Source organism: Streptomyces sp. Wb2n-11, from assembly GCF_001049855.1.
Taxonomy (GTDB): domain Bacteria; phylum Actinomycetota; class Actinomycetes; order Streptomycetales; family Streptomycetaceae; genus Streptomyces; species Streptomyces altiplanensis.
Genome location: NZ_CVPB01000001.1, coordinates 1,214,244 through 1,240,621 on the forward strand (window position 1 = coordinate 1,214,244; position 26,378 = coordinate 1,240,621).

At 71.6% G+C, this 26,378-nt stretch carries 27 protein-coding genes and 1 pseudogene; 5 read left to right on the forward strand and 23 right to left on the reverse strand.

Translation table 11 applies throughout. The features are described from left to right. The first annotated feature begins 13 nt into the window (after nucleotides 1-13). Nucleotides 14-1,621, forward strand: a complete 1,608-nt coding sequence (locus tag BN1555_RS05360; RefSeq protein WP_093798311.1) for a CocE/NonD family hydrolase — start codon at nucleotides 14-16, stop codon at nucleotides 1,619-1,621. A 37-nt stretch (nucleotides 1,622-1,658) separates the two neighbouring features. Here BN1555_RS05360 and BN1555_RS05365 read toward each other — a convergent pair whose 3' ends face one another. From BN1555_RS05365 to BN1555_RS05435, 15 genes are all read right to left on the reverse strand, one after another. Continuing rightward, on the reverse strand, nucleotides 1,659-2,519 hold the full coding sequence (locus tag BN1555_RS05365) for an amino acid ABC transporter permease (protein ID WP_093798312.1): 861 nt from the start codon (nucleotides 2,517-2,519) through the stop codon (nucleotides 1,659-1,661). Beyond that, nucleotides 2,516-3,160, reverse strand: a complete 645-nt coding sequence (locus BN1555_RS05370; RefSeq protein ID WP_093798313.1) for an amino acid ABC transporter permease — start codon at nucleotides 3,158-3,160, stop codon at nucleotides 2,516-2,518. The genes BN1555_RS05365 and BN1555_RS05370 overlap by 4 nt, the downstream gene beginning before the upstream one ends. Before the next feature lie 14 nt (nucleotides 3,161-3,174). Next, nucleotides 3,175-4,095, reverse strand: a complete 921-nt coding sequence (locus tag BN1555_RS05375; RefSeq protein ID WP_176709959.1) for a glutamate ABC transporter substrate-binding protein — start codon at nucleotides 4,093-4,095, stop codon at nucleotides 3,175-3,177. Nucleotides 4,096-4,207: 112 nt separating this feature from the next. Next, complete coding sequence (locus tag BN1555_RS05380) at nucleotides 4,208-4,951, reverse strand: amino acid ABC transporter ATP-binding protein (protein WP_093798314.1); 744 nt, start codon at nucleotides 4,949-4,951, stop codon at nucleotides 4,208-4,210. 117 nt (nucleotides 4,952-5,068) lie between these two features. Continuing rightward, nucleotides 5,069-5,515, reverse strand: coding sequence for a DUF6278 family protein (locus tag BN1555_RS05385; protein WP_093798315.1), 447 nt, complete (start codon nucleotides 5,513-5,515; stop codon nucleotides 5,069-5,071). Nucleotides 5,516-5,576: 61 nt separating this feature from the next. Then, the gene (locus BN1555_RS05390; protein ID WP_093798316.1) at nucleotides 5,577-6,356 is read right to left on the reverse strand and encodes an exodeoxyribonuclease III; all 780 of its coding nucleotides are present in this window, start codon (nucleotides 6,354-6,356) and stop codon (nucleotides 5,577-5,579) included. A gap of 30 nt (nucleotides 6,357-6,386) precedes the next feature. Further along, entirely contained in the window at nucleotides 6,387-7,019 is a 633-nt protein-coding gene (locus tag BN1555_RS05395) for an MBL fold metallo-hydrolase (protein ID WP_093798317.1), read from the reverse strand. 28 nt (nucleotides 7,020-7,047) lie between these two features. Beyond that, nucleotides 7,048-8,367 carry a bifunctional 3-oxoadipate enol-lactonase/4-carboxymuconolactone decarboxylase PcaDC gene (gene pcaC, locus BN1555_RS05400; protein ID WP_093803202.1) on the reverse strand — a complete coding sequence of 440 codons (1,320 nt, stop codon included), beginning with the start codon at nucleotides 8,365-8,367 and terminating at the stop codon, nucleotides 7,048-7,050. A 34-nt stretch (nucleotides 8,368-8,401) separates the two neighbouring features. Next, nucleotides 8,402-8,983, reverse strand: a complete 582-nt coding sequence (locus BN1555_RS05405) for a hypothetical protein (protein ID WP_093798318.1) — start codon at nucleotides 8,981-8,983, stop codon at nucleotides 8,402-8,404. Then, nucleotides 8,983-10,131, reverse strand: coding sequence for an ROK family glucokinase (locus BN1555_RS05410; RefSeq protein ID WP_093798319.1), 1,149 nt, complete (start codon nucleotides 10,129-10,131; stop codon nucleotides 8,983-8,985). Before BN1555_RS05410 ends, BN1555_RS05405 begins: the two co-directional genes overlap by 1 nt. 148 nt (nucleotides 10,132-10,279) lie before the next feature. Further along, the gene (locus BN1555_RS05415; RefSeq protein ID WP_093798320.1) at nucleotides 10,280-11,104 is read right to left on the reverse strand and encodes an ATP-binding cassette domain-containing protein; all 825 of its coding nucleotides are present in this window, start codon (nucleotides 11,102-11,104) and stop codon (nucleotides 10,280-10,282) included. Further along, a complete protein-coding gene (locus BN1555_RS05420) occupies nucleotides 11,071-12,138 on the reverse strand; it encodes an ABC transporter permease (protein WP_093798321.1) in 1,068 nt (355 codons plus the stop codon). The genes BN1555_RS05415 and BN1555_RS05420 overlap by 34 nt, the downstream gene beginning before the upstream one ends. Further along, nucleotides 12,135-13,148 carry a sugar ABC transporter substrate-binding protein gene (locus BN1555_RS05425; RefSeq protein ID WP_093798322.1) on the reverse strand — a complete coding sequence of 338 codons (1,014 nt, stop codon included), beginning with the start codon at nucleotides 13,146-13,148 and terminating at the stop codon, nucleotides 12,135-12,137. The genes BN1555_RS05420 and BN1555_RS05425 overlap by 4 nt, the downstream gene beginning before the upstream one ends. 95 nt (nucleotides 13,149-13,243) lie before the next feature. Further along, complete coding sequence (locus BN1555_RS05430) at nucleotides 13,244-14,239, reverse strand: sugar ABC transporter substrate-binding protein (protein WP_093798323.1); 996 nt, start codon at nucleotides 14,237-14,239, stop codon at nucleotides 13,244-13,246. A gap of 110 nt (nucleotides 14,240-14,349) precedes the next feature. Continuing rightward, nucleotides 14,350-15,114, reverse strand: a complete 765-nt coding sequence (locus BN1555_RS05435; RefSeq protein WP_093803203.1) for a GntR family transcriptional regulator — start codon at nucleotides 15,112-15,114, stop codon at nucleotides 14,350-14,352. A gap of 108 nt (nucleotides 15,115-15,222) precedes the next feature. On the opposite strand from BN1555_RS05435, the gene BN1555_RS05440 reads away from it, so the two are divergent. Together BN1555_RS05440 and BN1555_RS40130 are read left to right on the forward strand one after the other, a co-directional pair. Continuing rightward, nucleotides 15,223-16,227 carry a Gfo/Idh/MocA family protein gene (locus tag BN1555_RS05440; protein ID WP_093798324.1) on the forward strand — a complete coding sequence of 335 codons (1,005 nt, stop codon included), beginning with the start codon at nucleotides 15,223-15,225 and terminating at the stop codon, nucleotides 16,225-16,227. Beyond that, nucleotides 16,224-16,796, forward strand: a pseudogene (locus BN1555_RS40130) (alpha/beta fold hydrolase); the annotation flags it as partial. The gene BN1555_RS05440 and the pseudogene BN1555_RS40130, both read left to right, overlap by 4 nt. 444 nt (nucleotides 16,797-17,240) lie before the next feature. Here BN1555_RS40130 and BN1555_RS05450 read toward each other — a convergent pair. Genes BN1555_RS05450 through BN1555_RS05465 form a run of 4 tightly spaced genes read right to left on the reverse strand, consistent with a single transcriptional unit; the run spans nucleotide 17,241 to nucleotide 20,797 of the window. After that, nucleotides 17,241-17,675 carry a PaaI family thioesterase gene (locus BN1555_RS05450; RefSeq protein ID WP_093803205.1) on the reverse strand — a complete coding sequence of 145 codons (435 nt, stop codon included), beginning with the start codon at nucleotides 17,673-17,675 and terminating at the stop codon, nucleotides 17,241-17,243. Then, entirely contained in the window at nucleotides 17,672-18,880 is a 1,209-nt protein-coding gene (locus tag BN1555_RS05455) for a cytochrome P450 family protein (protein WP_093798325.1), read from the reverse strand. Before BN1555_RS05455 ends, BN1555_RS05450 begins: the two co-directional genes overlap by 4 nt. A gap of 28 nt (nucleotides 18,881-18,908) precedes the next feature. Continuing rightward, nucleotides 18,909-19,586 (reverse strand): response regulator, encoded by a 678-nt coding sequence (locus tag BN1555_RS05460; RefSeq protein WP_093803207.1) that lies wholly within the window; start codon nucleotides 19,584-19,586, stop codon nucleotides 18,909-18,911. Further along, nucleotides 19,583-20,797 (reverse strand): sensor histidine kinase, encoded by a 1,215-nt coding sequence (locus BN1555_RS05465; protein WP_093798326.1) that lies wholly within the window; start codon nucleotides 20,795-20,797, stop codon nucleotides 19,583-19,585. Before BN1555_RS05465 ends, BN1555_RS05460 begins: the two co-directional genes overlap by 4 nt. 145 nt (nucleotides 20,798-20,942) lie before the next feature. On the opposite strand from BN1555_RS05465, the gene BN1555_RS05470 reads away from it, so the two are divergent. Further along, entirely contained in the window at nucleotides 20,943-21,152 is a 210-nt protein-coding gene (locus tag BN1555_RS05470) for a hypothetical protein (protein ID WP_093798327.1), read from the forward strand. Between the two features lie 18 nt (nucleotides 21,153-21,170). Here the strand turns inward: BN1555_RS05470 and BN1555_RS05475 are convergent, their stop codons facing one another. Both BN1555_RS05475 and BN1555_RS05480 read right to left on the reverse strand, forming a co-directional pair. Next, nucleotides 21,171-22,082 (reverse strand): DMT family transporter, encoded by a 912-nt coding sequence (locus BN1555_RS05475; RefSeq protein WP_176710250.1) that lies wholly within the window; start codon nucleotides 22,080-22,082, stop codon nucleotides 21,171-21,173. Between the two features lie 118 nt (nucleotides 22,083-22,200). Continuing rightward, nucleotides 22,201-22,818: a dihydrofolate reductase family protein gene (locus tag BN1555_RS05480; RefSeq protein ID WP_093798329.1), complete on the reverse strand. Its 618-nt coding sequence runs from the start codon at nucleotides 22,816-22,818 to the stop codon at nucleotides 22,201-22,203. A 195-nt stretch (nucleotides 22,819-23,013) separates the two neighbouring features. Between BN1555_RS05480 and BN1555_RS05485 the strand changes: the two genes are divergently transcribed. Further along, complete coding sequence (locus tag BN1555_RS05485) at nucleotides 23,014-23,754, forward strand: SDR family NAD(P)-dependent oxidoreductase (protein ID WP_093798330.1); 741 nt, start codon at nucleotides 23,014-23,016, stop codon at nucleotides 23,752-23,754. Nucleotides 23,755-23,832: 78 nt separating this feature from the next. On the opposite strand, the gene alc is transcribed toward BN1555_RS05485, so the two are convergent. After that, nucleotides 23,833-24,945 (reverse strand): allantoicase, encoded by a 1,113-nt coding sequence (alc, locus tag BN1555_RS05490; protein ID WP_093798331.1) that lies wholly within the window; start codon nucleotides 24,943-24,945, stop codon nucleotides 23,833-23,835. A gap of 1 nt (nucleotide 24,946) precedes the next feature. Then, nucleotides 24,947-26,284, reverse strand: coding sequence for an allantoinase AllB (gene allB, locus BN1555_RS05495; protein ID WP_093798332.1), 1,338 nt, complete (start codon nucleotides 26,282-26,284; stop codon nucleotides 24,947-24,949). Between the last annotated feature and the right edge of the window lie 94 nt (nucleotides 26,285-26,378).

Sequence of the window (26,378 nt, forward strand, 5' to 3'; positions counted from 1 at the left end):
GAGGAAGTGACCCGTGAGACACCCCCACACGTCTCTGCGCGCCACTACGGCCGGTGCCGCCACCGCCGCCGTACTGCTGGCCGGAACCGCTGCCGGCCTGACGCCCGCCGCCCCGGCCGCTGCCGCCCCCGCACAGCCCGCGGCGGCGTCCTCGGCTCTCCCGGGCGTACGGTTCGTCGACATCCCCGGCGACGGCGGCACCGTGCTCAAAGCCAACGTCTTCACCCCGGCCGGCGCCGACGGCAGCCGCACCTACCCCGTGATCGTGCTGCCGACCAGCTGGGCCATGCCGCAGATCGAGTACGCCGCCCAGGCGAAGAAGCTCGCCGACTCCGGCTACGTGGTCGTCAGCTACAACTCGCGCGGCTTCTGGCAGTCCGGCGGCACCATCGAGGTCGCGGGGCCGCCGGACATCGCCGACGCCTCCAAGGTGATCGACTGGGCGCTCGCCCACACCCCGGCCGACCCCGGGAAGGTCGGCATGGCGGGTGTCTCGTACGGCGCCGGGATCAGCCTCCTCGCCGCCGGACACGACAAGCGGATCAAGGCGGTCGTCGCGCTGAGCGGTTGGGCCGACCTCATCGACTCGATCTACTCCGGCCGTACGCAGCACCTCCAGGCCGCCGCGCTGCTCACCGGCGCCGGTTCCCTCGCCGGCCGCCCGAGCGCCGAGCTCCAGCGGACGATGGAGGACTTCCTCGGCTCCAACCTGGCCAAGGAGCAGGACATGATCGCGTGGGGGAAGAAACGCTCCCCCGCCACCTACCTCGATCAGATCAACAGGAACGGCCCGGCGGTCATGCTGGGCAACGCCTGGGGCGACACCGTCTTCCCGCCCAACCAGTACGCCGGGTTCTACGAGAAGCTCACCGGCCCCAAGCGCCTGGAACTGCGCCCCGGCGATCACGCCACCGCCGAGGCCACCGGCCTGCTCGGGCTCCCGAACGACGTCTGGACCAATGCCCAGCGCTGGTTCGACCACCACCTGAACGGCGCGGCCAACGACATCGACCGCGAACAGCCGGTCCAGCTGAAACCCCGTTCCACCGGCGCGTACGAGGGCTACCCCGACTGGAAGTCGGTCGGCGCCGACCAGCGGAAGATCGCCATGGGGGGCAGCCGGACCATCCGTGCGAACGTCGACTCCGGCGCCAACGGCGGGATCGTTCTGCTGTCCAACGCCCTCGACCAGTTCCTGAAGCTGCCGCCGGTCGCGTCCATACCCCTGCTGCCGCGTACGTACGCCTCGGTCTGGGAGTCGGATCGGTACACCGACGCCCAGCGCGTCCGCGGCACCGCCAAAATCCACACGACGCTCTCCAGCACCAAGGAGAGCGGCACCCTCGTCGCCTACCTCTACGACGTGGGCCCGCTCGGCCTCGGCAAGCTGGTCAGCAACGCGCCGTACACCTTCCACGGCCGGACGCCCGGCACGCCGTTCACCGTCGACCTGGAGCTGTTCTCCACCGCCTACGACGTCCCGGCGGGCCACCGGCTGGCCCTGGTGATCGACACCGTCGACCCGCTCTACATCGAGCACAACCCGCCCGGCTCGCAGCTGACCTTCTCGTCGCCCGAGTCCGACCCGTCGTACGTGTCGGTCCCACTGCGCGACAAGTGATCTCCGGCTGCTGCCGGGCGGGCATGTGCCCCTTGCACTAACGAACGCCCGGCAGCAGCGCCCCCGGCTCGGCCGGGCCGACGTCCACCGCTTCGGTCTTGGGACTGCGTTTCTCCCGCTTGGCCACCCACTGGGCGAACCAGGAGAGCAGCATGCACATCCCGATGTAGATCGGCGAGATCACCATCACCACGGGGATGAACGGCAAATCGTAGTCGAGATTCGATGCGATGAGTTTGCCGGCGTGGAGGAACTCCTCATAGGTGATCAGGAAGCCGAGCGAGGTGTCCTTGAGAGCGACCACCAGCTGGCTGATGATGGTCGGCATCATCGCCCGGACCCCCTGCGGCACCAGGACGTACGTCATGACCTGCATCTTGCGCATGCCGAGTGAGTACGCCGCCTCCCGTTGCCCCCTTTCCACGGAGTTGACCCCCGTACGGAACACCTCGGCGAGCACCGAGCCGTTGTACAACGTCAGTCCGGCCACCAGAGCGGGCAGCGGCTGGACCTTCAGCGCCACGAAGATGAAGAAGATCATCACCAGTACGGGCATGGCGCGGAAGAACTCGACCAGCAGTGTCGCCAGCCAGCGCAGCGGACGGTGCTCGGAGAGCCTGCCGGTCGCGAGGAGCGCGCCGAGTGCGAGCGAGAGCACCGCGGCGTACGCGAAGGCCTTGAGGGTGTTGCCGAGTCCGCGCAGCAGCAGTTCCTGAATCCCCTCGTACACGAAGGGGTTCCACTTGGCGGCGGTGAACTGGTCGGTGTCGAACAGCAGATACACCACCCAGCCGGCCAGCGCGGCGATGAGCAGGGCCGACACCACGCCGTACAGGAAGTGCCGCTTGCGGGTGGCGGGGCCGGGGATGTCGTAGAGGGCGGTGGAAGCGGCGGTCATCGGGCGACTCCCCAGTACTTCTCCAGCGCGTTGAAGAGCGCGCTGACGGTCAGGGTGATGACCAGGTAGCCGACGGCGATCCAGATGAACGTCCAGATGATGCCGTAGCCCAGCTCGTTGAGGGTCTTGTACGTGCCGAGCAGTTCGGTGACGCTGAACGCGCCGGCGATCGCCGAGTTCTTCGCGAGCGCGATGAGGGTGGAGCCGATCGGCGGGATGACGGTGCGGAAGGCCTGCGGCAGCACGACGGCGCCGAGGGTCTGGCTGAACGTCATGCCGAGGCTGCGGGCCGCCTCGCCCTGCCCCAGCGGCACGGTGTTGATGCCGGAGCGCAGTGCCTCGCAGATGAACGCCGAGGTGTAGCAGCCGAGCGCGATCACCGCGAAGAGCTGGAACGGCAGGACGAGCCCGAAGCGCGGCAGGCCGAGCAGGACCGCGAAGAACAGCAGGGTCAGCGGGGTGTTGCGCAGCACCGTGACCCAGACGGTGCCCAGCGCCCGCAGCGAGCCGACGGGCGCGACGCGGAAGGAGGCCATGACGAAGCCGAGGGCGAGGGCGAGAAGGGAGGAGTAGACGGTGAGTTCGACGGTGCCGAGGAATCCCTTGCCGTAGAGGGAGAAGTTGTCGGTGAGTACGTCCATGGCTTACGGCTCCCTCAGCTCGCCGGGTAGCGGTCGATGGGCGGGGCCGGGGTGGCCTCTCTGCCGGAGAGGCCGAGGGTCGCGTCGTACGCCTTCTGCCAGTCGCCGTTCTTCTCGTGCGCGGCGAGGGCGTCGTTGATGGCGAAGCGCAGGACGTCGTCGCCGCGCGGGACGCCGATGCCGTAGGGCTCTTCCGAGAAGGGCCTGCCGACGACCTTGAACTCGTCGGGGGCCTTGGCGGCGTATCCCATCAGGATCGTGTCGTCGGTGGTGACGGCCTCGACCTGGAAGGTCAGCAGGTTGTCGACGCAGACGGAGTAGGTGTCGTACGCGACGAGAACGGCCTTCGGGTAGTCCGCCTCGATCCGCTGGAACGGGGTGGAGCCGGCGGCGGAGCACACGCGCTTGCCGTCGAGGTCCCGCGGCCCGTCGATGCCGTCCTCGTCGGCACGCACCAGCAGGGACTGGCCCGCCATGTAGTACGGGCCGGCGAAGCCGACGAGCTTCTTGCGGTTGTCGTTGATGGTGTAGGTGCCGACGTAGTAGTCGATCTGGCCGTTCTGCAGGGCGGTTTCGCGGTTGGCCGACGCGATCGTCCGGAACCGGATGGTCTTCGGGTCGAAGCCCAGCGACGCGGAGACCATCTTGGCGATCTCGATGTCGAAGCCCGAGTAGACGCCGGTGGCCGGGTCCTTCTCACCCATGTACGGCTGGTCCTCCTTGGCGCCGACGACGAGGGCGCCGCGTCGCTTCGCCTTCTGCCAGGTGCTGGAGCCGGGCAGCCGGAAGTCCTCCGCCACCCGGTACGCGGGCAGTTCGTCGGGTTGCGGGCCCTTCACCGGCGGGCTGCCCTCTTTGCCGCAGGCCCCGGTGGCGGCGAGCAGGAGCAGCGCGAGGGCGGCGACGGTGCGGGGGGCGCGGGAGGTGCGCTTCATGGAAAGTCGCCTCGCGAGGGCGGTCCGGATCTGCGGGCGGGCGGGCCTGTCCGACCGGGGGTCCGGGGGACACCCCCCGGGAGAGTGCAGCATCTGTCCGTACACCGCCCCGTCAGTGCTTGAGGATCTTGGAGAGGAAGTCCTTGGCGCGGTCGCTCTCCGGAGCGGTGAAGAATTCCTCGGGCGTGCGGTCCTCGATGACGCAGCCGTCGGACATGAAGACGACGCGGTTGGCCGCGGAGCGGGCGAAGCCCATCTCGTGGGTGACGACGACCATCGTCATGCCCTCGCGGGCGAGCTGCTGCATGACTTCGAGGACCTCGTTGATCATCTCCGGGTCGAGCGCGGAGGTCGGCTCGTCGAAGAGGAGGGCCTTGGGGTCCATCGCCAGGGCGCGGGCGATGGCCACGCGCTGCTGCTGGCCGCCGGAGAGCTGGGCGGGGTACTTGTCGGCCTGACTGGCGAGGCCCACGCGGTTCAGGAGTTCGCGGGAGCGCCTGTCGGCGTCCTCCCTCTTGCGCCCCCGGACCTTGATCTGGGCGAGGGAGACGTTCGCCAGCACGGTCTTGTGGGCGAAGAGGTTGAAGGACTGGAAGACCATCCCCACCTCGGCGCGCAGCTTGGCGAGCCCGCGGCCCTCCTCGGGGAGCGGCTGTCCGTCGATGAGGATCGTGCCCGACTCGACGGTCTCCAGCCGGTTCATCACACGGCAGAGCGTCGACTTGCCGGAGCCGGACGGGCCGATGACCACCACCACCTCCCCGCGGCCGACGGTGAGACTGACGTTCCACAGGACGTGCAACGTTCCGTAGTGCTTGTTGACGTCACGCAGCTCGATCAACGGATCGACGGCCATACGTGCCCTACCCACTCTCAGCTGTGTCGAGGTCAGCGCAAACTATCCATCCCGATAAGGGACTTCACACTCGACACGCCCAAATAGGACGTAAGGGGCACTAAAGAGTCGGGGCGGTCAGAACTCGGCGGCTTCCGCGTACACCTGGGAGAGCTCGGGCGCGCCGCCCACCGCCCAGTCCAGGCCGGCCTCCACCACATTGATCTCGCGGCCGGAGGCCAGCCGCACCACCGGCTGACCGCTCGGCCACAGGAGCCAGGCGGCGCCGGGGACCGTACGCACGATCACGGACCCGAGGTAGAGGCCCGCGTCGTTGCCCAGCCAGGGCAGCTCCTCGGGGTCGTCCCGCCAGAGCGGCGTCAGCTGGTCGAGGGCCTCCAACGAGGCCGGGGAGTCGTCGAGTTCGAGGCCGGCATCCCCTGCCCGGACACGCAACAGCTCGCACTCGGCGAGCAGTTCCGCCAGGCCTTCCAGGTCGCTGTCCGCGCCGGGGGCGAATACCGCCGCGCCTCGCGCCGCACCTCGGTGCTTGAGCCAGTTGTCCAGGAAAGGGATGCTCTTCATACCGCTCAGCCTCGCATTCGTCCCGGCATGTTCACCACAGGCGCGCCAAGATCCGTATCCGTCAGACGTCGAGGTCGACGACGACCGGGGCGTGGTCGGACGCTCCCTTGCCCTTGCGCTCCTCGCGGTCCACGTAGCTGTCCTTGACCGCGGCGGCGAACGGGACGTTGCCGTAGACCAGGTCGATGCGCATGCCCTTGTTCTTCGGGAAGCCCAGCTGGCGGTAGTCCCAGTAGGTGTAAGGGCGGTCGTACTTGAGCGGGCGCGGCACCACGTCCTGGAGCCCCGTGTCGCGCAGCGCGGCGAGCGCCGCCCGCTCGGCCGGGGTGACATGGGTGGATTCCGCGAAGAGCGCGGGGTCCCAGACGTCCTCGTCGGCCGGGGCGATGTTGTAGTCGCCGAGGACGGCGAACGGCCGCTCCCCGGCAGCGTCCTCGGCCACCGCCTTGTTGAGCGCCTCCAGCCAGCGCAGCTTGTACGCGTAGTGGTCGTGGCCGACCTCGCGGCCGTTCGGCACGTACACCGACCAGACGCGGACCGGGCCGCAGGTCGCGGAGACCGCCCGGGGCTCCTGGACGCCCTCGTACTCGGGCCCGCCGGGCAGGCCCGTGACGACGTCCTCCAGGCCGGCCCTGGAGATCACGGCCACGCCGTTCCACCGGCCCGTGGCGTTGACCGCGGACTCGTAGCCGAGCTCGCGCAGCTCGGCGGCGGGAAAGCCCTCGGCGGTGGTCTTGGTCTCCTGGATGCACAGCACATCGGTGCCGGTGCTCTCCAGCCAGGCCAGCAGCCGGGGCAGCCGGGCGGTGATCGAGTTGACGTTCCAGGTCGCGATACGCATGTACGACAGCCTATCCGCGGGGTCCGACACTCACAGTTCGGTCGAGTCCCCCGGCGCCAGCCGGCTGTGGCCGGCGCCGCCCAGGCCGCCGATCTGACGGTCGTAGATCGGCCGGGCGAGGTCGGTGAGCAACGCGTCGTGGATGTCGATGGCGCGCCGGGGCTTCACCTCACGCACGTAGTCGATCACCTCGGAGATCTTCGACCACGGGGCCATCACCGGGAGCATCAGCGTCTCGACGGGGTGCTCGGGGACGGTGAGCGCGTCGCCGGGATGGAACACCGAACCGTCCACCAGGTAGCCGACATTGGTGATCCGCGGGATGTCCGGGTGGATGACGGCGTGCAGCTCGCCGTGGACCTGGACGTCGAAGCCGGCGGCGGAGAAGGTGTCGCCGTGGCCGACGGTGTGCACGCGGCCGGGGAAGGCCGCCGAGAGCCGGTCCGCGACACTGCGCAGGGTCCAGAGCCCGGCGGCCGGGTTCGCCTCCAGACCGGCCCGCAGCCGGTGCTCGTCGAAGTGGTCGGGGTGCTCGTGCGTCACCAGGATGGCGTCGGCGCCGACCGCGGCGTCCTCCTCGCTGAAGCCGCCCGGGTCGATGACGAGCCTCCGCCCGTCCTTCTCCAAGCGGATGCAGGCGTGGGACTTCTTGGTCAGTTTCATACAGGGCATTCTCCTCGCGGGCAGCGGGCTACGCCTGCGGTGTCGTCTCCTCCTGGATGACCGCCTGGGCCACCCTGAAGGCCGAGTTCGCCGCCGGGACACCGCAGTAGACGGCCGTCTGGATCAGGACTTCCTTGATCTCGGCGGGCGTCAGGCCGTTGCGCAGGGCGGCGCGGGTGTGGAAGGCCAGCTCGTCCAGGTGGCCGCCGGCGACCAGCGCGGTGAGGGTGACGCAGCTGCGCGTACGCCGGTCGAGGCCCTCCCTGGTCCACACTTCACCCCAGGCGTAGCGGGTGATCAGCTCCTGGAACTCGTCGGTGAAGTCGTCGGCGGAGGCGAGGGCGCGGTCCACATGGGCGTCGCCCAGAACCTCCCTGCGGACCTTGAGCCCGGCTTCGTACGGGTCGGGGCGGCCGCCCTGCTCCGGTACGGCGGCGGGCTGCGCGGTCGGGCCGATCTCGGCGACCGGTCCGACGGACGCGGGGATCACCGGCATCACGGGCGGGGGCTGGATCGCCTGCATGCCCGTGGTCGAGGCGGGGGCGGCCTGCCAGGCGGTGGAGAAGTGGCGTACGAGCAGGTCCGTGACGGCGGCGGGCTGCTCGACGGGGGCCAGGTGGGACGCCCCGGGGACCAGCGCCAGCCGGGCGTCCGGGATGCCGGCGACCAGGGTGCGCGCCTCGGCGGGGCCGGTGACCTGGTCCTCGGAGCCGACCAGGACGAGGGTCGGGATGCCGATGCGGCCCAGTTCGGCGCGTACGTCGAAGGCGGCCAGCGCCTCGCAGGCGGCGATGTAGCAGCCGGGGTCGGTGGTGCGGACCATCTGGACGGCCCACTCCACGATCGCCGGCTGCGTGGCCGCGAAACCGTGCGTGAACCAGCGGGCGGGCGCGGTGGCCGCCATGGGCTCCAAGCCGTTCGTCCGTACGATCACACCGCGCTGGCGGAACTCGTCGGCGGTGCCGAACCTGGGCGATGCCGCGACGAGTCCCAGGGAGGCGACCCGGGCGGGGTGGCGCAGCGCCAGCTCCGCGCCGATCGCGCCGCCGATGGAGCAGCCCGCGTAACCGAAGTGCTGCACACCGAGACTGTCGAGGGTCGCCAGCAGGCGCTCCGCGAGCTCGGTGACGGAGCCGGCGGGGTGCGCGGGGGCGCCGCCGTGGCCCGGCAGGTCGAAGCGGAACACGCGCCAGTGGCGGGTCAGGTCCGGTATCTGCCGGTCCCACATGTGCCAGGTCGTGCCCAGCGAGGGGCCGAGGACCAGGACCGGGGCGTCCACCGGGCCGTCGAACCGGTACTGCAGGGGCTGCGGGGGATTCTTATCGGTCTCTGCGCTCACTCGCTCCAGGTTAGCGATCCGGTGGGGGTGCTCTCCCAGGGGGTCAGGGGGTGGCGGTGGAGACGACGCGGACGAAGGGGTGCGCGGGGTCGGTCTCGTCGACGGTGATGTCGACGGTGGGCTGCGGGTCCTTCTGGTCGATCGTGGTGCCGGCCCAGGAGCGGCCGGGGCCGAGGGTCCAGCCGACGACCCCGGCGTCACGCTCGCTGATCGTGATCCTGCCGTCCTCCAGGGCGGCCCGGTCGGTGCCCAGGCGGCCGAGGAACCAGTCGAGGCCCGCCGGTATGGTGCTGAACTGGACGTACAGTCTGCTGCTCTTCCAGTTGTTCGTCTCGTAGTAGGCGACGTCCAGGGCCCTGCCGGGGATCGGTACGTCGTAGATGCGGCGCGTCATGCGCGACGGGAAGCCCTCGGTGAGACCGGTGGCCGAGGCCACCTTCGCCTTGTCGCGGCCGCTGTCGCGGCTCTGTTCGGCGGAGATCAGCAGGTAGCCCGCGGGGATGCCGATGAGCAGCACGATGACGACCGCCGTCAGGCAGCGGCGGGCGATCGTGCGGCGGCGGCTCTCGGGAGGCTTTCCCGCGTCGTCCGCGGACGGGGGCTGCTGGGTCACGGGCGGGGTCATTACGGGGTTCCCTGAGTGGTGGAGCGGATGGCCTGGGCGTAGCGCTCGTAGCGTTCGTGGCGTTCCAGGCGGCGGCGGTTGGCGCGGCGGAAGCGGCGCGCGACCAGGCGCGCGAGGTCGGCGGCGCCGACCATGCCGGCCTCGGGGCCGAGCTGGGCCTTGGCGATGCGGGCCTCGGGGCGGTAGCCGCGGCCGGTGAGCTGGCGCTTGAAGGCGTCGCGGGCCGGTCCGATGAGCAGGTCGTCGGCGGCGCTGACGCCGCCGCCGATGACGAAGCAGGAGGGGTCGAGCGCGGCGGCGAGGTTGGCGATGCCGACGCCGAGCCACTGGCCGATGTCCTGGAGCAGCTCGACGCACATCGCGTCGCCCTCGCGGGCGAGCTCGGTGATGAGCGGTCCGGTGATCTCGGGAATGTTGCCGCCGACGCGTTCGATGAGGCCGTACGCGACCGGGGAGTCGGCGGCGGCGAGCTCCCGGGCCTCGCGCACCAGGGCGTTGCCGGAGCTGTACTGCTCCCAGCAGCCGCGGTTGCCGCACGGGCAGCGGTGGCCGCCGGGCACGACCTGCATGTGGCCGAACTCGCCGGCGACGCCGTACTTGCCACGCTTGACCTGGCCGTCCTCGAGGATCGCGCCGCCGATGCCGGTGCCGAGCGTGATCATGACGAGGTGGTCCTCGCCGCGTCCGGCGCCGAAGCGCCACTCCGCCCAGGCGGCGGTGTTGGCGTCGTTGTCGACCAGGACGGGGACCGCGAGGCGGGCCGCGATCGCGTCGCGCAGGGGCTCGTTGCGCCAGGCCAGGTGGGGGGCGAAGAGCACCGTGGCGCGGTCGGCGTCGACCCAGCCGGCCGCGCCGATGCCCACCGCGTGGACGTCGTGGCGGTCGGAGAGATCGAGGACCAGCTCGACGATGGTGTCCTCGACGACCTTGGGGCTCTTGGACTTGTCCGGTGTCTCGGTGCGGACCTTCTCGAGGATGACGCCGTCGGCGTCGACGACGCCGGCCATCACCTTCGTGCCGCCGATGTCGATCCCGACGGTGGGCACCCGGGGCGCGCTGAGGTGCGAGCGCCGCTCACGGGTCCCGACGGTCTTCAGGACGGTGGCGCGGGCGGAACCGCGGTGCGCGAAGTCTCGGTACGTGCTCATGTCCCCTGCGGGGTCTCGGGCCGGTGGCGGTCAGAGGCCGATTCTGCCATCCGGTGGGGCGGGGTGCGGGCCCCTCGGGCCCGGCCCCCGTCCCGGCCCTCCGGTCCGCGGACGCCGGGCGGGCCGGGAACCGGCGCACGCAGCGGCGTCAGGTCCGTCCCGCCTCCAGCTCGTGGCTGAGCTGGTCGAGCTCGCTGCCGCCCGCCATCTGGCGCGTCAGCTCGTCGAGGGTGATCTCGTCACGGGTGTGGCTGCCGGACATCGCGCCGCGCTTGAGGAGCACGAAACGGTCGCCGACGAGGTAGGCGTGATGCGGGTTGTGCGTGATGAGAACAACACCGAGACCCGCGTCGCGCGCCGCCGCGACGTACTTCAGCACGACACCGGACTGCTTGACGCCGAGTGCGGCGGTCGGCTCGTCGAGGACCAGGACCTTCGCCCCGAAGTGGACGGCGCGCGCGATGGCCACGCACTGGCGCTCGCCGCCCGAGAGCGTGCCGATGGGCTGGTCGACGTCGCGCAGGTCGATGCCCATGCGCAGCAGCGCGGAGCGGGTGGTCCCGCGCATGAGGCCGACGTCGAGCCGCCTGAAGGGGCCCGCGCCCTTCGTCGGCTCGGAGCCGAGGAAGAAGTTCCGCCAGACCGGCATCAGCGGTACGACGGCGAGGTCCTGGTAGACGGTCGCGATGCCCCGGTCCAGGGCGTCGCGGGGGTTCGCCAGCCGGGTCTCCTCGCCCCCGATCGAGAAGGTGCCCGCGTCGTGCTGGTGCAGACCCGCGATGATCTTGATGAGGGTGGACTTGCCGGCGCCGTTGTCGCCCAGTACGCAGCTGATCCGGCCCGCGTGGACTTCGAGGGAGACTCCCTCCAGGGCCTTGATGTTGCCGTAGAACTTGCTGACGTCGTGGAGCTCGACCAGGGGGGTCGTCGCGTGTTCGGTCACCGGGTCGCCTCCGCGCGCTTGCGTACCCATGCGTTGAGCAGGGTGGCCAGAAGGAGCATCGCTCCGAGGAAGAACTTGAACCAGTCGGGGTCCCACTCGGCGTACACGATGCCCTTGCTGGTCATGCCGAAGATGAAGGCACCGACCGCGGAGCCGATCGCCGAGCCGTAGCCGCCGGTGATCAGGCAGCCGCCGATGACGGCCGCGATGATGTAGATGAGCTCGTTGCCGACGCCTTCGCCGGACTGTACGACGTCGAAGGAGAAGAGCAGGTGCTGGCCGGAGATCCAGGCGCCGAGGGACACGCCCGTGTAGAGCCCGATCCTGGTCTTGTTGACCGGGACGCCGACAGCGCGGGCCGCTTCCGCCCCGCCGCCGACCGCGAAGATCCAGTTGCCGGCGCGGGTGCGCAGCAGGATCCAGGTCGCGACGGCCACCAGGACCAGCCACCACACCACGGTGACCTTGAGGTTCACGCCGCCGACGGTGACCTGCGACGCGAAGAGCGCCTTGGCGGAGTCGAAGCCCTCCATGTCGGCGATGCTCTTCGTCGACACCGTGCCGCTGATCAGCTTGGTCAGGCCCAGGTTCAGGCCGGTGAGCATCAGGAACGTACCGAGCGTGATGATGAAGCTCGGCAGTTTCGTGCGGGTGAGCATGACGCCGTTGAACACGCCGACGGCGAGCGTCACCAGGAGCGAGACGAGGACGCCGACCCAGATGTTGGCCGTCATCTGGTAGCTGAACATCGAGGAGACCAGCGCGGAGCTGGTCACCAGGACGCCGGCCGACAGGTCGAACTCGCCACCGATCATCAGCAGCGCGACCGGGACGGCCATGATGCCGATCACGGACGCGGCGTACAGGACGGTGCCGAAGCTGGACGGGCGCAGGAAGCTGTCCGCCACGACCGCGAAGAAGAGGAGGACGGCGACGGCGCCGACCACCGAGCCGAGCTCGGGGCGGCCGAGCAGTCTGCGCAGCAACGACGTCCTCAGCAGCCGTTCGTCGGCGGGCGCCTTCTGGCCGGGGACCGGCGCCTGGGCCGGTGCGGTCGCGGTCATCGGGTCCTCCGCTTCGTGTAGGCCTCCAGGTCGGCGGCGTCCTTCTTGGTGACGATCTGGGGCCCGGTGAGGACCGGCTTTCCGCCGCCGAGCACGTCGGCGTTGTACTTGTAGAGCCACAGCAGGTCGACCGCCTGGTAACCCTGGAGGTAGGGCTGCTGGTCGACGGCGAAGCCGAGCGCGTCGCTCCGGAGCCCGGCGACGACCTGGGAGTTGAGGTCGAAGGTGTCGACCTCGGCCTTGCTGCCCGCCTGCTCCTTCGCCTTGACGGCGGCGTCCGCGAAGGGCGCGCCGAGGGTCACGACGGCGTCGATGTCCCGGCCGGTCTGGAGCTTCGCCTCGATGGACGCCAGTACGTCGGGCATGTTCGTGCCGTCGACGTAGAGGTTCTGCATCTCACCGTCGAAGGTCTTCTTCGCGCCCGCGCAACGCTGCTCGTGGCCGACGTTGCCCTGCTCGTGCAGGACGCACAGCGCCTTCTTCCTCCCGCGCTTGCCGAGCTCCTCGCCGACGGCCTCACCGGCGATCGTCTCGTCCTGCCCGATGTGGGTGAGCGCGCCGAATTCCCTGGACTCGGCCGAGCCGGAGTTGACGGTGATCACCGGGATGCCGGCCTCGACGGCCTTGGCGACGACGGCCTTCATGGCGTCGGGCTTGGCGAGCGTGACGATCAGCCCGTCGACCTTCTTGTCGATGTACGAGTCGACCAGCTGGGCCTGCTGCTGGCCCTCGTCGCTGTGGGCGTACAGGAACTTGATGTTGTCCTTGGCGGCGGCCTGCTCGGCGCCGCTCCGCACGATGTCCCAGAACGTGTCGCCGTCGCCCGAGTGGGTGACCATGCCGACGGTCCATTCAGGTGTGCTCACCGCGGCCTTCCCCCGGGCGGCCGCCTGCTCGGCCCGCTCCTCGGCGCGCTTGCCGCCCGTACTGCTGCACCCGACCAGGGAAGCCCCGAGTACCGCCGCCAGCACCGCGCCCACCGCGCGTACCCCTGTCCGAACCCTTGCCACGACGCCGTGCCCTTCTCGTACTCCTCGGTGCGGCCGGGGATCATTCAGACCGTCCCCGGCCGACCAAGTATCGGTTACGGAGGTTCGCACCGTATTCACCGGGTTCCGCGGGCGGTGTACTTCTCCAGCGCCGGCACGTCCTTGTCCGTGACGAGGGCCGGTCCGGTGAGGACGGGCTTTCCGCCGCCGAGGACGTTTCCGTTGGTCTTGTGGAGCCACAGTCCGTCGACGGCGAGGTAGCCCTGGAGGTACGGCTGCTGGTCGACGGCGAAGCCGATCTCCTTGGCCTTGAGCCGCTCGACCACCTCGGCGTTGAGGTCGAACGTGTTGACCTCCGCCCCGCTCCCCGCGCCCGCCTTCGCCTTGACGGTGGCGGCCGCGAAGGGCGCGCCGAGGGTGACGACCGTGTCGATGTCCCGGCCGGTCTGGAGCTTCGCCTCGATGGAGGAGGTCGAGGCGGGCATGTTGGTGCCCTCGACATTGAGGTTCTCGACCGTTCCCCGGAACGCCTTCTTCACGCCCGCGCAGCGCGCTTCGAGGGAGACGTTCCCCTGTTCGTGAATGACACAGAGCGCCTTCTTCCTGCCGCGCTCGTTGAGCTCCTCGCCGACGGCCTCACCGGCGACGGACTCCTCCTGGCCGATGTGGCTGAGCGCGCCGACCGCCCCGGAGTGCTCGCCGCCCGCGTTGATGGTGACGACGGGTGTGCCGGCCGCCACGGCCTTCTCCACGGAGGCCCTGACCGCTTCCGGCTTCGCGAGGGTCACCACGATCCCGTCGACCTTCTTGGCGACGTAGGAGTCGATGAGCTGGGCCTGCCCCTTGCCCTCCTTGTCGGCGGCGTACAGGAACTCGACGTTGTCCTTGGCCGCGGCCTGTTCGGCGCCGTTCTTGACGATGTCCCAGAAGGTGTCGCCCTCCCCGGAGTGCGTCACCATGGCGATCTTCAGGCGCTCGGTGGCGACGGCCTTCCCCCCGCCGCCGTCGCCGTTCTTCTCCTCGGAGTCCTTGCCGCCCTCGGAGCTGCACCCGGCCGCGAGGACGAGCACGCATACGGCGAGGAGGGCTGCTGCCTTGCGGTGGGTACGCATCGTGGGTTCCGCCTTGTCTCCCGGCCGCCCGTTGCGGCTGGGGGAGTTCTAGCGGCGTACGCGATCCCCCGTCAATGCTTTGTCCGAACATTCTTACGCGGCAATGCTTTTCACGGCCTGACGAGCAGCTGGAACTCGAAGGCGTAGCGCGAGGCCCGGTAGATGTGCGAACCGAACTCGACCGCCCGCCCCGTGTCGTCGAACGTCGTCCGCTGCATCGTCAGCAGCGGCGCCCCCTCCGCCTCTCCCAGCTGCCGCGCCTCGTCGGCCCCGGCCGCGCGCGCCCCCACCGACTGGCGCGCGCTGTGCAGCGTGATGCCGACCGCGCGCATCATCCGGTAGAGGCCGGTCGCCTCGAGGTGCTCGGTGCCGAGGGCCAGCAGCCCGGTGGGCAGGTGGTTGCGCAGGAGGGCCACGGGCTCGTCGTGCGCGAGGCGCAGCCGCTCGACGAGGTGTACGTCGCTGCCCTCCGCCACACCGAGCGCCGCCGCGACCTCGGCGGTCGCCGGTTCGAGGGTGTTGCGCAGGACCGTGGTGGCGGGCAGCTGGCCCGCGGCTTCGAGGTCGTCGTAGAGGCTGCTGAGTTCGAGGGGGCGCTTGACCTGGCTGTGCACGACCTGGGTGCCGACACCGCGGCGGCGGACCAGCAGGCCCTTGTCGACGAGCGACTGGATGGCCTGGCGGACGGTGGGGCGGGACAGGCCGAGGCGTCCGGCCAGTTCGATCTCGTTGCCGAGGAGGCTCCCGGGGGCGAGCCGGCCCTTCTCGATCGCCGCCTCCAGCTGCTGCGACAGCTGGAAGTACAGCGGCACCGGGCTGTTCCGGTCCACGCCGAGTTGCAGGGAGATCGTGGGGTCAGCTGCGGGTTTCGACACGCAGTGAGCGTAACCCCAGGTAATGACCACAGGAAGTCCTGAGGTCCGGTCGTTCGGTTGTCCGGACAAACCCTTGACAGGGTGGCGGCAGGGCACCACTTTGGGGTCATGCGCATCGGACTCATCGGCACGGGACGTATCGGTTCATTCCATGCTGACGTGCTCAGCCGTCACCGGGAAGTGGGTGCTCTCCTCGTCACGGACACCGATACGGCGCGGGCCGCCGCGGTCGCCGGCCGGCTCGGCGCGACCGCCGCGTCCTCGGTCGACGAGATCTTCGCGCGGGGCGTGGACGCCGTGGTCATCGCCTCCGCCACCTCGGCGCACGCCGAGCTGATCGGCCGGGCCGCGCGGGCCGGGCTGCCGGCGTTCTGCGAGAAGCCGATCGCACTCGACCTGGCGGGGACGCTGGGCGCGCTGCGGGAGGTCGACGCGGCGGGGAGCGTGCTCCAGCTCGGCTTCATGCGCCGGTTCGACGCCGGGTACACCACGGCGCGCGAGCTCGTACGGTCCGGGAGCCTCGGCCGGCTGCACACCGTACGGGCGACGACCTCCGATCCGGCGCCGCCACCCGCCGCGTACCTGCCGCTGTCCGGCGGCCTCTACCGCGACTGCCTGGTGCACGACTTCGACATCCTGCGCTGGGTCACGGGGCGCGAGGTCGTCGAGGTGTACGCCACCGGGTCCGACGCGGGGCCCGCGATGTTCCGCGCGGCGGGCGACGTCGACACGGCCGCGGCGGTCCTCACCCTCGACGACGGCACGCTCGCCACCGCCACGGCCACCCGCTGCAACGGCGCCGGGTACGACGTACGGATGGAGCTGGCGGGCGAGCTCGACCAGGTGTCGGTCGGCCTCGACGGCCGGACGCCGATCACCTCGACCGAGCCGAAGGGGCCGCCGGCCTGCGAGCAGCCGTGGCCCGGCTTCCTGGAGCGGTTCGCCCCGGCGTACGAGGCGGAGCTGGACGCCTTCGTCCGGCTCGTACGGGGCGAGCGGGACAACCCCTGCGACGGCGGGGAGGCGCTGCACGCGCTGCGCATCGCGGAGGCGTGCGAGCGCTCGCGCCGGGAGCGGCGTCCGGTCCGGATGGAAGAGGTCCCCGCGTCATGACGCTGAAGGCGGACGACGGGACGAGGCTGTGGGTGGAGAGGACCGGCGAGGGCGACCCGGTGGTGCTGTGCCACGGCGGGCCCGGGCTGTGGGACACCCTCGAGGACGTGGCCGCACTGCTCGCGGACCGGGCGGCGGTGTACCGCTGGGACCAGCGCGGCTGCGGGCGCTCCGAGCGGCGCGGCCCCTGCTCGGTGGCCGGGTCGGTGGCCGATCTCGACGCCGTACGCCGCCACTTCGGGCTGGATTCCATGACGCTGCTCGGCCATTCCTGGGGGGCGAGGCTCGCCCTGCACTACGCGCTCGCGCACCCGGAGCGGGTGACGAGGCTGGTGTACGTCTCGGGCACCGGGATCGGACCGGACTCCGCCTGGCATCCGGAGTTCGTACGGAACCTGCGCTCCGCGATCGGCGAAGGGCTGCCCCGCTGGGAGGAGCTGAAGTCCAGGGAGCGGCTCACGGAGGCGGAGGAGCGCGAGATGTACGTGCTCCAGTGGGCGGCGGACTTCGCGGGGCCGGACCGGGAACGGGCGCGCGTGCTGGCCGAGCGGATGGCCACGCCCTGGCTCGGCGTCAACTCCGAGTGCCATGCGGAGATCGTCGCCGAGACGAGGACGATGAGCGAGCATCAGCTCCATGTGGCGTGCGGTGGGCTGAGGGTGCCGGCCGTCATCGTGGACGGCGCCCGGGACCTCCGGCCGCGGGGGGCGGTGGACTCGCTGGAGCAGGCCCTGCCGGACGTCAGGCGGGTGACGCTCGCGGGGCGGGGCACATGCCGTGGGCGGAGGATCCGGCGGGGTTCGTCGCGGCGGTCGCGCCTTAGCGGGGGCGGCGGGGCGGTCGCGCCCCGGCGGGGGCGGCGGGGCCGGAGGGGGCGGGCCTGCGGGGCGGGCCTGCGGGGCGGGCCTGCGGGGCGGGCCTGCGGGGCGGGCCTGCGGGGCGGGCCTGCGGGGCGGGCCTGCGGGGCGGGCCTGCGGGGCGTGCGGCCGGTGCTGCGCCCCGGGCCCCGCCCCTCAACCGCCGGACGGGCCGGAGGCCGCCGTGAGCACCGTGCCCTGCGCCACCGCGCACAGCGTCTCGGTGCCCACCCCGTCAGCCACGTACACGTCGCAGCGGCACACCGCCTGCCGGCGGCCGCCGTGGACGACGGCGGCGCGGGCGATCAGCGTCGCACCGGTCGCGGGGCGTACGTACTGGATGGAGAAGCCGCCGGTGAGGACGGCGGGGCCCAGTGCCGCGCCGCCAGCGAAGGTGAGGGCGTTGTCGGCGGCGTACGCCAGGACTCCCCCGTGCAGGAAGCCGTTCTGCTGGCACAGTTCGTCACGGATGTCCACTTCGAGTACGGCTTCGCCGTCCCCGAAACCCGTGATCCGCGCGCCGAGCAGCCTGCTGAACGGCTGGCTGTCCAGGACCTTCCGGGCCGAGGCCAGGTCGAAACCGGCGCTCACCACCGCACCTCCAGACGCCGTACGCCCCGCATGAGCAGCCCGGGCAGCCACTCCAGCGGGCCGCCGTCGGGGGCGAGCGCCAGGTCCGGGCAGCGTTCCAGGAGCGTGCGGACGGCGATGCGGCCCTCCATGCGGGCCAGCGGTGCGCCCAGGCAGAAGTGCAGGCCGTGCCCGAAGGCGAGATGGCCCGGGCCTCTCCCCTTCCCGGTGGCCGCTGGGCGCGTGATGTCGAAGCGGTCCGGGTCGGGGAAGCGGGCGGTGTCGCGGCCGGCGGCGGCGAGGGATACCAGCACCGGATCGCCGGCCGGTATGACGAGGCCGCCGATCTCGAAGGGCTCGCGGGCGAAGCGGTACGTGGCGTTCTCCACGGGGCCGTCGTAGCGCAGCATCTCTTCGACCGCGCTGTCGATGAGCCCGAAGTCGGCGCGCAAGGCCGCCAGTTGCTCCGGGTGGGCGAGGAGCGCCCGTATCCCGTTGGAGATCAGGTTGACGGTGGTCTCGTGGCCCGCGATGAGCAGCAGGAAGGCCATGCCGATGAGCTCGTCGGGGGTGAGCCGGTCACCGTCCTCGTCCCGCGTCCTGATCAGCGCGCTCATCAGGTCGTCGCCGGGCGACGAGCGCTTGTCCTCGACGAGTTCGGCGAGGTACTCCCCCATGGCCCGTACGGCCGCCTCCCCCGCTTCCGCGCCGGTCGGCGCGACGATCTCGTTGGACCAGCCGCGGAAGGAGGCCCGGTCCAGGTCGGGCACGCCGAGGAGTTCGCAGATGACGGTCATGGGCAGCGGGAAGGCGAGGGAGTCCACGAGGTCGGCCGTGCGGTTCTCGCCGGCCGTCATCGCGTCGAGGAGTTCGTCGGTGACGCGCTGGACCTGGGGCCGCAGCGCCTCGATCCTGCGGCCGGTGAACTCCCGGGCGACGAGCCCCCGCAGCCTCGTGTGGTGGGGCGGGTCGGACTCCAGCATGTTGGCGCCGATCGGGTTGTCGGCCGAGGTCCCGTCCCACAGGTTCGAGATCCGCCAGTCCTTGCCGAGCCGCGGGTCGGCGAGCGCCCGCCGCGCCTCGTCGTGGCCGACGATCAGCCGCACCTCCCCCGCGGACTCGGTCCGGACCCGGTGGACGGGGCCGGCCGCGCGCAGTTTCGCGTAGTACGGATACGGATCCGCCGCGAACTCCTCGGCGTGATCACTGAGATCGACGACTGTCATGCTCCCCACCTCTTCGGCGTCTGCCCGGTCAGCCTACGTCGCCGCCCTCGTCGAGGAGGCCCGCGTCGTGCACCAACAGCGCTACCTGGACACGGTTGTTGAAGCCGGGCTTGGCCAGGACGCGCGACACGTGGGCCTTGACGGTGGGCACGCTCATGTACAGCGACGCGGCGATCTGCGCGTTGGACTGTCCGCGCCCGACGGCGACCGCGACCTCCCGCTCGCGCTCGGCGAGTTCGCCGATCCGCCGCGTCGCCGTGTCCCTGCGGGGACCGGCGGACACCTCGGCGACATGGGTCATCAGCCGGCGGGTGACCGCCGGTGAGAGCACCGGGTCTCCTGCCGCCACCCGTCGTACCGACTCGACGATCTGCGCGGGCGCGGTGTCCTTGAGTACGAATCCGGCGGCCCCGGCCCGCAGCGCCCGCAGCACCTGCTCGTCGACGTGGAAGGTGGTGAGGACGACGACCTCGGGGGCGTCGGGGCGGCGGCGCAGTTCCTCGGTCGCCGTGAGGCCGTCCATGACCGGCATCCGGATGTCCATGAGGACCACGTCGGGGCGGTGCAGGCCGGCCATCGCCACGGCCTCGGCACCGTCGGCCGCCTCCCCCACGATCTCGATGTCGCCAGCCCCGCCGAGCATGAAGGTGAGCCCGGCCCGTACCAGCGGGTCGTCGTCGACGATGAGCAGTCCGATGGTCGTCATGCGGCCCACGGTAGCCAGGCGCCGACCCGGAATCCGCCGTCGGTGGTGGGTCCGTGGTCGAGACGGCCGCCGGCGAGCGCGGCCCGTTCGGTCAGGCCGATGAGCCCCTGGCCCGAGCCCGGGACCTCGGGAGGATCCCCCCGGGGGGCCGGGTTGCGCACCTCGACGGTGAGGCCGCCGCCCGGTGCTCCGGCCAGCGTCACGGTGACCTCGGCGCCGGGCGCGTGCTCGCGGGCGTTGGTCAGGCCCTCCTGGGCGATGCGGTAGGCGTTGCGGCCGGTGGCGGCGGGCACGTCCTGGGGGCGGGCGACGCGGTTGTCGAGGGTGACCTCCATGCCGGCCTCGCGGGACTCGGCGAGCAGGGCGTCGAGGGTGGCGAGGGTGGGCTGCGGCCGGTGCTCGTCACCGGCCGCCGGTCCACGCAGTACGCCGATGACGTCGCGCAGGTCGTTGAGCGCCTCGTGTGCGCTGTCGCGGATCACCCCGGCGGCGCGGGCGATCTCGGCGGACGGGGCGTCGGGGCGGAATTCGAGCGCGCCGGCGTGGACGCTGAGCAGGGTGAGCCGGTGGGCGAGCACGTCGTGCATCTCGCGTGCGACGGCCTCGCGGGCCAGGCGCTGCGCCTGTTCGGCGCGGAGCGCCGCCTCGGCCTCGGCGCGGCGGGCGCGGTCGCGCAGCGACACGACGAGCCGGCGGCGGGAGCGTACGAACATGCCCCACCCGATGACCAGCAGCACGATCACGACGGTCGCGACGGCGGAGACCAGGAAGGGCAGGGTGGGGTCGGGGCGCAGTACCGCCTGCACCAGACCGCCCACGACGGCGGCGGGGCCGACGGCGGCGACCACCTTGAACGGGCGGTGCACGGTGAGCGTGAACAGCGCGACGAGCTCGGCGCCGGACGCGACGGGCGCCACGGCGGAGACGGCGACGAGGGTGCCGGCCAGGCCCACGGGCCAGCGGCGCCGCGCCCACAGGGCGCAGCAGGCGGCAGCGCCGACGAGCTGGTCGAGGAAGACGACGTACGGGGGGTTGCCCATGCCGGCGGCGACATCGGCCGCGGCGATGCCCAGGAGCGCGGCGAACAGGAACATGAGGATGTCGACGAACCAGTCCCGCGGAGTACGGCGCGGTCGCCTGCCCCGGTCCCCCGGCAGATCGGGGTCGGCCATCGCCGAGGGCTGGAGCCAGCGGTACTCCTGATCGGCCATGTCGACAAAGCTACGGTCGCGGGGGCCGGTTCCGGGCGCCGGAGCCGCGGACGGCGACCAAAGTCACGAAGTCCCGGACTTTCGGCGCACCACCGGGTTCCGACGGCCGACGCGGCGGGCCGCCGGACGGCGCGACGATCGGCGCATGAAGAAGATTCTTGAGGTCGCCGGATTCGTGCTGTTCGTGGCCGGCGCGTCGGGTGTGGTGCACGAAGTCACCGGGTGGATGCCGAAGTTCTTCGGGTTCCTTCAACTGCTGCCGTTCCTGCGGGGCCACGAGATCTACACGAACATCGTGCTCGCGGTGGTGGGCGTGGCCCTGATGGCCGCCTCCGACCGCTTCCGGCGGGTGTAGGACCGGGCGGGGCGCCGGTTACGGCCGCGTCCCCGCCCGCCGGCCCCACGCCGTCCCGGCCAGCACCAGTACGCCGCCCAGGAGGCCGACCGCGCCGAGCCGTTCGCCGCCGATCGCGATGCCGGCCGCCGCCGCCCACAGGGGCTCCGTGCCGAGGAGGAGGCTGACGCGGGACGGGGAGGTGCGGCGTACCGCCCACATCTGCACGAAGAAGGCGAAGAGCGTGCAGAAGACGGAGAGGAAGACCAGTCCCGCCCATTCGCGCGGCCCGAAGCCCGCCGCGACCGTCCAGGGCGCCGGGCCCGTGCCGGGGGCGGCCGCCAGTACCGCGAAAACGGCCACCGCGCCGCCCAGTTGGACCGTCGTGAGCGACAGCGCGTCCGCGCCCTGGACGGACTTGATCCTGGCCATCGCGAGCACGTGCACGGTACGGGCGAGCGCCGCCAGCAGCATCAGCAGGTCGCCGGACGAAGGTGTGGTGAAGCCGCCGCCCTGGGTCAGCAGCACCACACCGGCCACCGAGAGGCCCGCCGCTCCCAGGAAGGCGCGGGACGGCCCGGTCCGCGTCACCACGGCCTCGGCGAGCGGGGTGAAGATCATGGTGAGGCTGATGATGAGCCCGGCGTTGGTCGCCGAGGTGTGCACGACGCCGTAGGTCTCCAGCAGGAAGATCACGCTGAGTACGAGCCCGAGCAGCCCCGCGCCGCGCCACTGGGCGGCGTTCAGCGCGCGCAGGTTCCGCCACCCGGCGGCGGCCAGGACGGGCAGCACGACGGCGAAGCGCAGGACCAGGACGGCCACCACGGTCTGCGCGGTGGTGATCTCCTTGGCCGCGAGGTAGCTCGCGCCCCAGACGACCGCGACCAGCAGTACGGGAAGGTCGGCGAGCCACGCCGCCCGGCCCGGCGGAGTGAGGCCGGGCGCGGGCACGGGTGCGGGTACGGCGGTCGGCGGTGGTGCGGCGGCCACGGGCGCGGTCTCCCCGGGAAGGGCGGTGTGGAGACTTCGGCGGCTCGCACGCGGAGCGATCACCGTATCCGGGCGTGGGTCACTGGTCGAGCCCGAATGTGCCGTACTCCGGCCGGCCCGCGGGCCGGTAGGTGTGGATGGCGGTCCCGGCCTCGGTGGTCCTGCTGCCGGCCGGCTCGAATGAGGTCGGCAGGCCGCCCTCCTCGAACAGCCGCTGTCCCGCGCCGAGGACGACGGGGTAGACCAGCAGGTTGTACTCGTCGATGAGGTCGTGGCGCATCAGGGACCCGGCGAGCTTGCCGCTGCCGTGGATCTGGAGCTCGCGGCCGGGCTGTTCCCTGAGCCGCGAGACCTCCTCCGCGACGTTGCCGGAGATGACGGTGGAGTTGTTCCAGTCCGCCTTGTCCATCGTCGTGGACGCGACGTACTTCGGGAGGTTGTTGAGGCGGCTCGCGATCGGGTCGTTCCCGTCGGTGACCTTCGGCCAGAAGGCCGCGAAGATCTCGTACGTACGCCGGCCGAGCAGGAAGGCGTCGGCGCGGCCGAAGACCTCGTCGACGAAGCGGCCCATGCCCTCGTCGGCGAAGGGCACGAGCCAGCCGCCGTGCTCGAAGCCGCCGCTGGTGTCCTCCTCACGGCCGCCCGGGGCCTGCATGACGCCGTCGAGCGTGAGGAACGTGGTGAGTGTGATCCTCATGGTCCGGTCCCCTTCCGCGCTTGCGTGTCACCAGCTCTGACTCCACGCTTCCACGGAATTCATCGGTCCGCCGGGGGAGGCCCGGGCACGGCGTCCGTTTGCCGCCAGCGCCCGCAACCCGCCCCCGGTTTCCTTGAATCCGTAACGACTTCGGGCGCGCACAGCGGCCACGGAACGGAAGAAGAGGCAGTCGACATGGCTTCACTGGACGGCAGGACGGCTCTGGTCACCGGCGGCAGCCGCGGCATCGGCGCGGCGATCGCGCTGCGGCTCGCGCGGGACGGCGCGGATGTGGCGATCACCTACGTACAGGACGGGGCGGGCGCCCACGAGGTCGTCCAGAAGATCGAATCGGCGGGGCGGCGCGGCGTCGCGCTGCGGGCCGACGCGGCGGACCCGGCGGCCGTCACCGGGGTGGTGGGGCAGGCGGTGGACGTGCTCGGCCGGCTCGACATCCTGGTCAACAACGCGGGGGTCGGCGTGCTCGGCCCGATCGACGCGCTGACGCTCGCCGACGTGGACCGGGTGCTGGCGGTGAACGTACGGGCGGTCTTCCTCGCCTCGCGGGCCGCCGCCGCCGTGATGGAACGCGGCGGCAGGATCGTTTCCGTCGGCAGTTGCATGGCCCAGCGGGTGCCGGGCCCCGGCGGAACGCTGTACTCCACGAGCAAGGCCGCGCTGATCGGGCTGAACAAGGCCCTGGCGCGGGAGCTGGGCGGCCGGGGCATCACGGCCAACCTCGTCCACCCGGGACCGATCGACACGGACATGAACCCGGCGGACGGCCCGTACGCCGCGCCGCAGACCGAGTTGACGGCCCTCGGCCGCTTCGGCACCGCCGACGAGGTCGCCGCGACGGTCGCGTTCCTGGCGAGCGAGGACGCCGCGTACATGACGGGGTCCGAGGTGGTGGTCGACGGCGGCCACGCGGCATAGGGCCGCCGGAGGAGGAGCGGAGCGCGCCGGGGCCGTCGCGACCCGGCGCACTCCGCGTTCAGGGGGGCGGCCCGGGCGTCAGCCGCCCAGTTCCCGGTGCCGGGCCGCCAGGCGCGCCGCGCCGGTCCCGGTCAGGGAGCCGAAGAGGCGCAGTCGGGAGACGCCGCCGTCCGGGAAGATGTCCATCCGTATCTCGGTGGCCGCCGGGACCGCGCCCAGGACGAACCGGTGGTTCGTGTCGGGCTGGAGCCGGGTGCGGGGCAGGATCTCGGTCCACGCGCCGTCGGCGCCGTCGCGCACCGAGAGCGCCGCCCAGCCGGCCGAGTTGCCCTTGAGGTACGCCGTGTCGATCTCGACGGCGCGGATCTCGGCCTGCTCCACCAGGTGGTAGTGGATCCAGTCGTTGCCCCTGTCGCGGCGGCGGCGGGTCTCCCAGCCGTCGTCCATCTTGTGCGAGCGGCCCGGCTGGATGGTGTTGGTGGCCGGGGAGTAGAAGCGGTCGGAGGCGTCCTCGACCCGGCCGCCGTTCTCCAGGGCCACGAGGTCGAACGTACCGAGGGTGGCGAGCCAGGCCGGGTCGGGCGCGACCTCGCCGTACACGCGCAGACGCGCGATGCCGCCGTCGGGGTGCTGGTTGACCCGCAGGTGGGTGAAGCGCTGCTCGACGTCGACGGCGAAACCGTTGGCCGCGTGGCCGCCGACCGCCGTACGGGGGACGAGGGTCACCCACTTCACGTCGCCGGCCAGGAGGTCCTCGGGCGAGGGCGAACCCGGCACCGAAACGGCCTCGACCGATACCGCCTGCGGGTAGTTGCCGCGGAAGTGGGCGGTGTCGACGACGATCCCGCGTACGACTCCGGGCGCTCCCAGCCGTACGAGGGCCCAGTCGTGGTCCTCGTCGGCGGGGTGGGGCTGCTGGGCGCTGACGCCACGGCGGCGACGGGTCTCCCAGCCGTCCATGATCTTGCCCTTGTGGCCGAAGTGCTCGGGGTCGAACTCCGCCGCCCCGGGCCGCAGCATGTTCTCGCGCTCGGCGAAGAACTCGTCGTTGGCGGCGATCACGCCCGCGCCGAGCCGCCGGTCGGCGAGGTCCGCGAAGCGGGTGAAGGGGAAGTCGGCGGTGCGGTAGTCGGCGTACGGGTCGCCGCCGCCGTACGGGTTCGCGTCACCGGTGAAGGACGGGGTCGACACGTCAGTTGTTCCTTTCGAGCAGCCGACCGGTCGGCTCGGCGAGGGTGCCGTTGTCGGCGATGCGTATGCCGCGCAGCCACGTCGACCTGACGACGCCGTGCAGGGTCTTGCCGGCGTACGCCGTCACCTGGTTGCGGTGGTGCAGCTCCGCCGGGTCGACGGTGAAGGTCTCGTCGGGGGCGAGGACCGCGAAGTCGGCGTCGCGGCCGGCCTCGATGGCGCCCTTCTGCGACAGCCCCGCCAGCTCGGCCGGCGCGGCGGACATCCAGCGGACGACGTCCTCCAGCGAGCGGCCGCGGCGCCGGGCCTCGGTCCAGATCGCGGGGAGGCCCAGCTGGAGCGAGGAGATCCCGCCCCACGCGGAGGCGAAGTCGGGGGTCTTGAGGTCGGTGGTGCAGGGCGAGTGGTCGGAGACGATGCAGTCGATCGTGCCGTCCGCGAGCCCCTCCCACAGCGCGTCCTGGTTCTCGGCCTCGCGGATCGGCGGGCAGCACTTGAACTCGGTGGCCCCGTCCGGGACTTCCTCGGCGGTGAGGGTGAGGAAGTGCGGGCAGGACTCGACCGTGACGCGTACGCCGTCGCGCTTGGCGGCGGCGATGAGCGGCAGCGCGTCCGAGGACGACAGGTGCAGTACGTGGACGCGGGCGCCGAGGCGCTTGGCGTGCGCGATCAGGCTCTCGATCGCGGTGTTCTCGGCGTCGCGCGGCCGGGAGGCGAGGAAGTCGGCGTACGCAGGACCGCTCTTCTGCGGGGCCGCCTCCAGGTGGTGCGGGTCCTCGGCGTGGACGATCAGCTGACCGCCGAAGCCGGAGATCTCGGCCATCGACCGGGCGAGCTGCTCCTGGTCGAGCTCCGGGAACTCCTCCACGCCCGAGGGCGAGAGGAAGCACTTGAAGCCGAAGACGCCGGCGTCGTGCAGCGGCCGCAGGTCCTTCATGTTGGAGGGGATCGCTCCGCCCCAGAAGCCGACGTCGATGTGCGCCTTGCTGCGGGCGACGTCCTGCTTGGTGCGCAGGTTCTCGACCGTGGTGGTGGGCGGGAGGGAGTTGAGCGGCATGTCGAGAAGCGTGGTGATGCCGCCGGCCGCCGCCGCGCGGGTGGCGGTCCAGAAGCCTTCCCACTCGGTGCGGCCCGGGTCGTTGACATGGACGTGGGTGTCGACGAGGCCGGGGAGCAGGACGTCGTCCCCGAAGTCCTCCAGCCGGGCTCCGGCCGGCACCTCGGCGTCGTGCGGCAGCACAGCCGCGATCTTCCCGCCGGCGACGGCCACCGATGCGGCGCGCGTCCCCTCGGGGGTGATGACGCGCGTCGAGCGCAGTACCAGGTCCACGTCGGACACCCTGCCCCTCACTTCCGTATGGTGAAATCCAGTTCCGAGGAATTCAACGAACTGTTGAAGGAGTCTTCACTTCGGGGTCGGGTCCGTCAAGACC

Bases quoted from the DNA above. Each gene is read 5' to 3' on its own strand.
- BN1555_RS05375 (WP_176709959.1), bottom strand. From the start codon at position 4,095: ATGAAGCGCACCTCCCGCGCCCCCCGCACCGTCGCCGCCCTCGCGCTG.
- BN1555_RS05460 (WP_093803207.1), bottom strand. From the start codon at position 19,586: ATGACGACCATCGGACTGCTCATCGTCGACGACGACCCGCTGGTACGG.
- BN1555_RS05415 (WP_093798320.1), bottom strand. From the start codon at position 11,104: ATGGGTACGCAAGCGCGCGGAGGCGACCCGGTGACCGAACACGCGACG.
- BN1555_RS05420 (WP_093798321.1), bottom strand. From the start codon at position 12,138: ATGACCGCGACCGCACCGGCCCAGGCGCCGGTCCCCGGCCAGAAGGCG.
- BN1555_RS05385 (WP_093798315.1), bottom strand. From the start codon at position 5,515: ATGAAGAGCATCCCTTTCCTGGACAACTGGCTCAAGCACCGAGGTGCG.
- BN1555_RS05380 (WP_093798314.1), bottom strand. From the start codon at position 4,951: ATGGCCGTCGATCCGTTGATCGAGCTGCGTGACGTCAACAAGCACTAC.
- BN1555_RS05370 (WP_093798313.1), bottom strand. From the start codon at position 3,160: ATGGACGTACTCACCGACAACTTCTCCCTCTACGGCAAGGGATTCCTC.
- BN1555_RS05480 (WP_093798329.1), bottom strand. From the start codon at position 22,818: ATGAGGATCACACTCACCACGTTCCTCACGCTCGACGGCGTCATGCAG.
- BN1555_RS05470 (WP_093798327.1), top strand. From the start codon at position 20,943: ATGAAGAAGATTCTTGAGGTCGCCGGATTCGTGCTGTTCGTGGCCGGC.
- BN1555_RS05410 (WP_093798319.1), bottom strand. From the start codon at position 10,131: ATGAGCACGTACCGAGACTTCGCGCACCGCGGTTCCGCCCGCGCCACC.
- BN1555_RS05365 (WP_093798312.1), bottom strand. From the start codon at position 2,519: ATGACCGCCGCTTCCACCGCCCTCTACGACATCCCCGGCCCCGCCACC.
- BN1555_RS05395 (WP_093798317.1), bottom strand. From the start codon at position 7,019: ATGAAACTGACCAAGAAGTCCCACGCCTGCATCCGCTTGGAGAAGGAC.
- BN1555_RS05455 (WP_093798325.1), bottom strand. From the start codon at position 18,880: ATGACAGTCGTCGATCTCAGTGATCACGCCGAGGAGTTCGCGGCGGAT.
- BN1555_RS05485 (WP_093798330.1), top strand. From the start codon at position 23,014: ATGGCTTCACTGGACGGCAGGACGGCTCTGGTCACCGGCGGCAGCCGC.
- BN1555_RS05405 (WP_093798318.1), bottom strand. From the start codon at position 8,983: ATGACCCCGCCCGTGACCCAGCAGCCCCCGTCCGCGGACGACGCGGGA.
- BN1555_RS05465 (WP_093798326.1), bottom strand. From the start codon at position 20,797: ATGGCCGATCAGGAGTACCGCTGGCTCCAGCCCTCGGCGATGGCCGAC.
- BN1555_RS05390 (WP_093798316.1), bottom strand. From the start codon at position 6,356: ATGCGTATCGCGACCTGGAACGTCAACTCGATCACCGCCCGGCTGCCC.
- BN1555_RS05430 (WP_093798323.1), bottom strand. From the start codon at position 14,239: ATGCGTACCCACCGCAAGGCAGCAGCCCTCCTCGCCGTATGCGTGCTC.
- BN1555_RS05440 (WP_093798324.1), top strand. From the start codon at position 15,223: ATGCGCATCGGACTCATCGGCACGGGACGTATCGGTTCATTCCATGCT.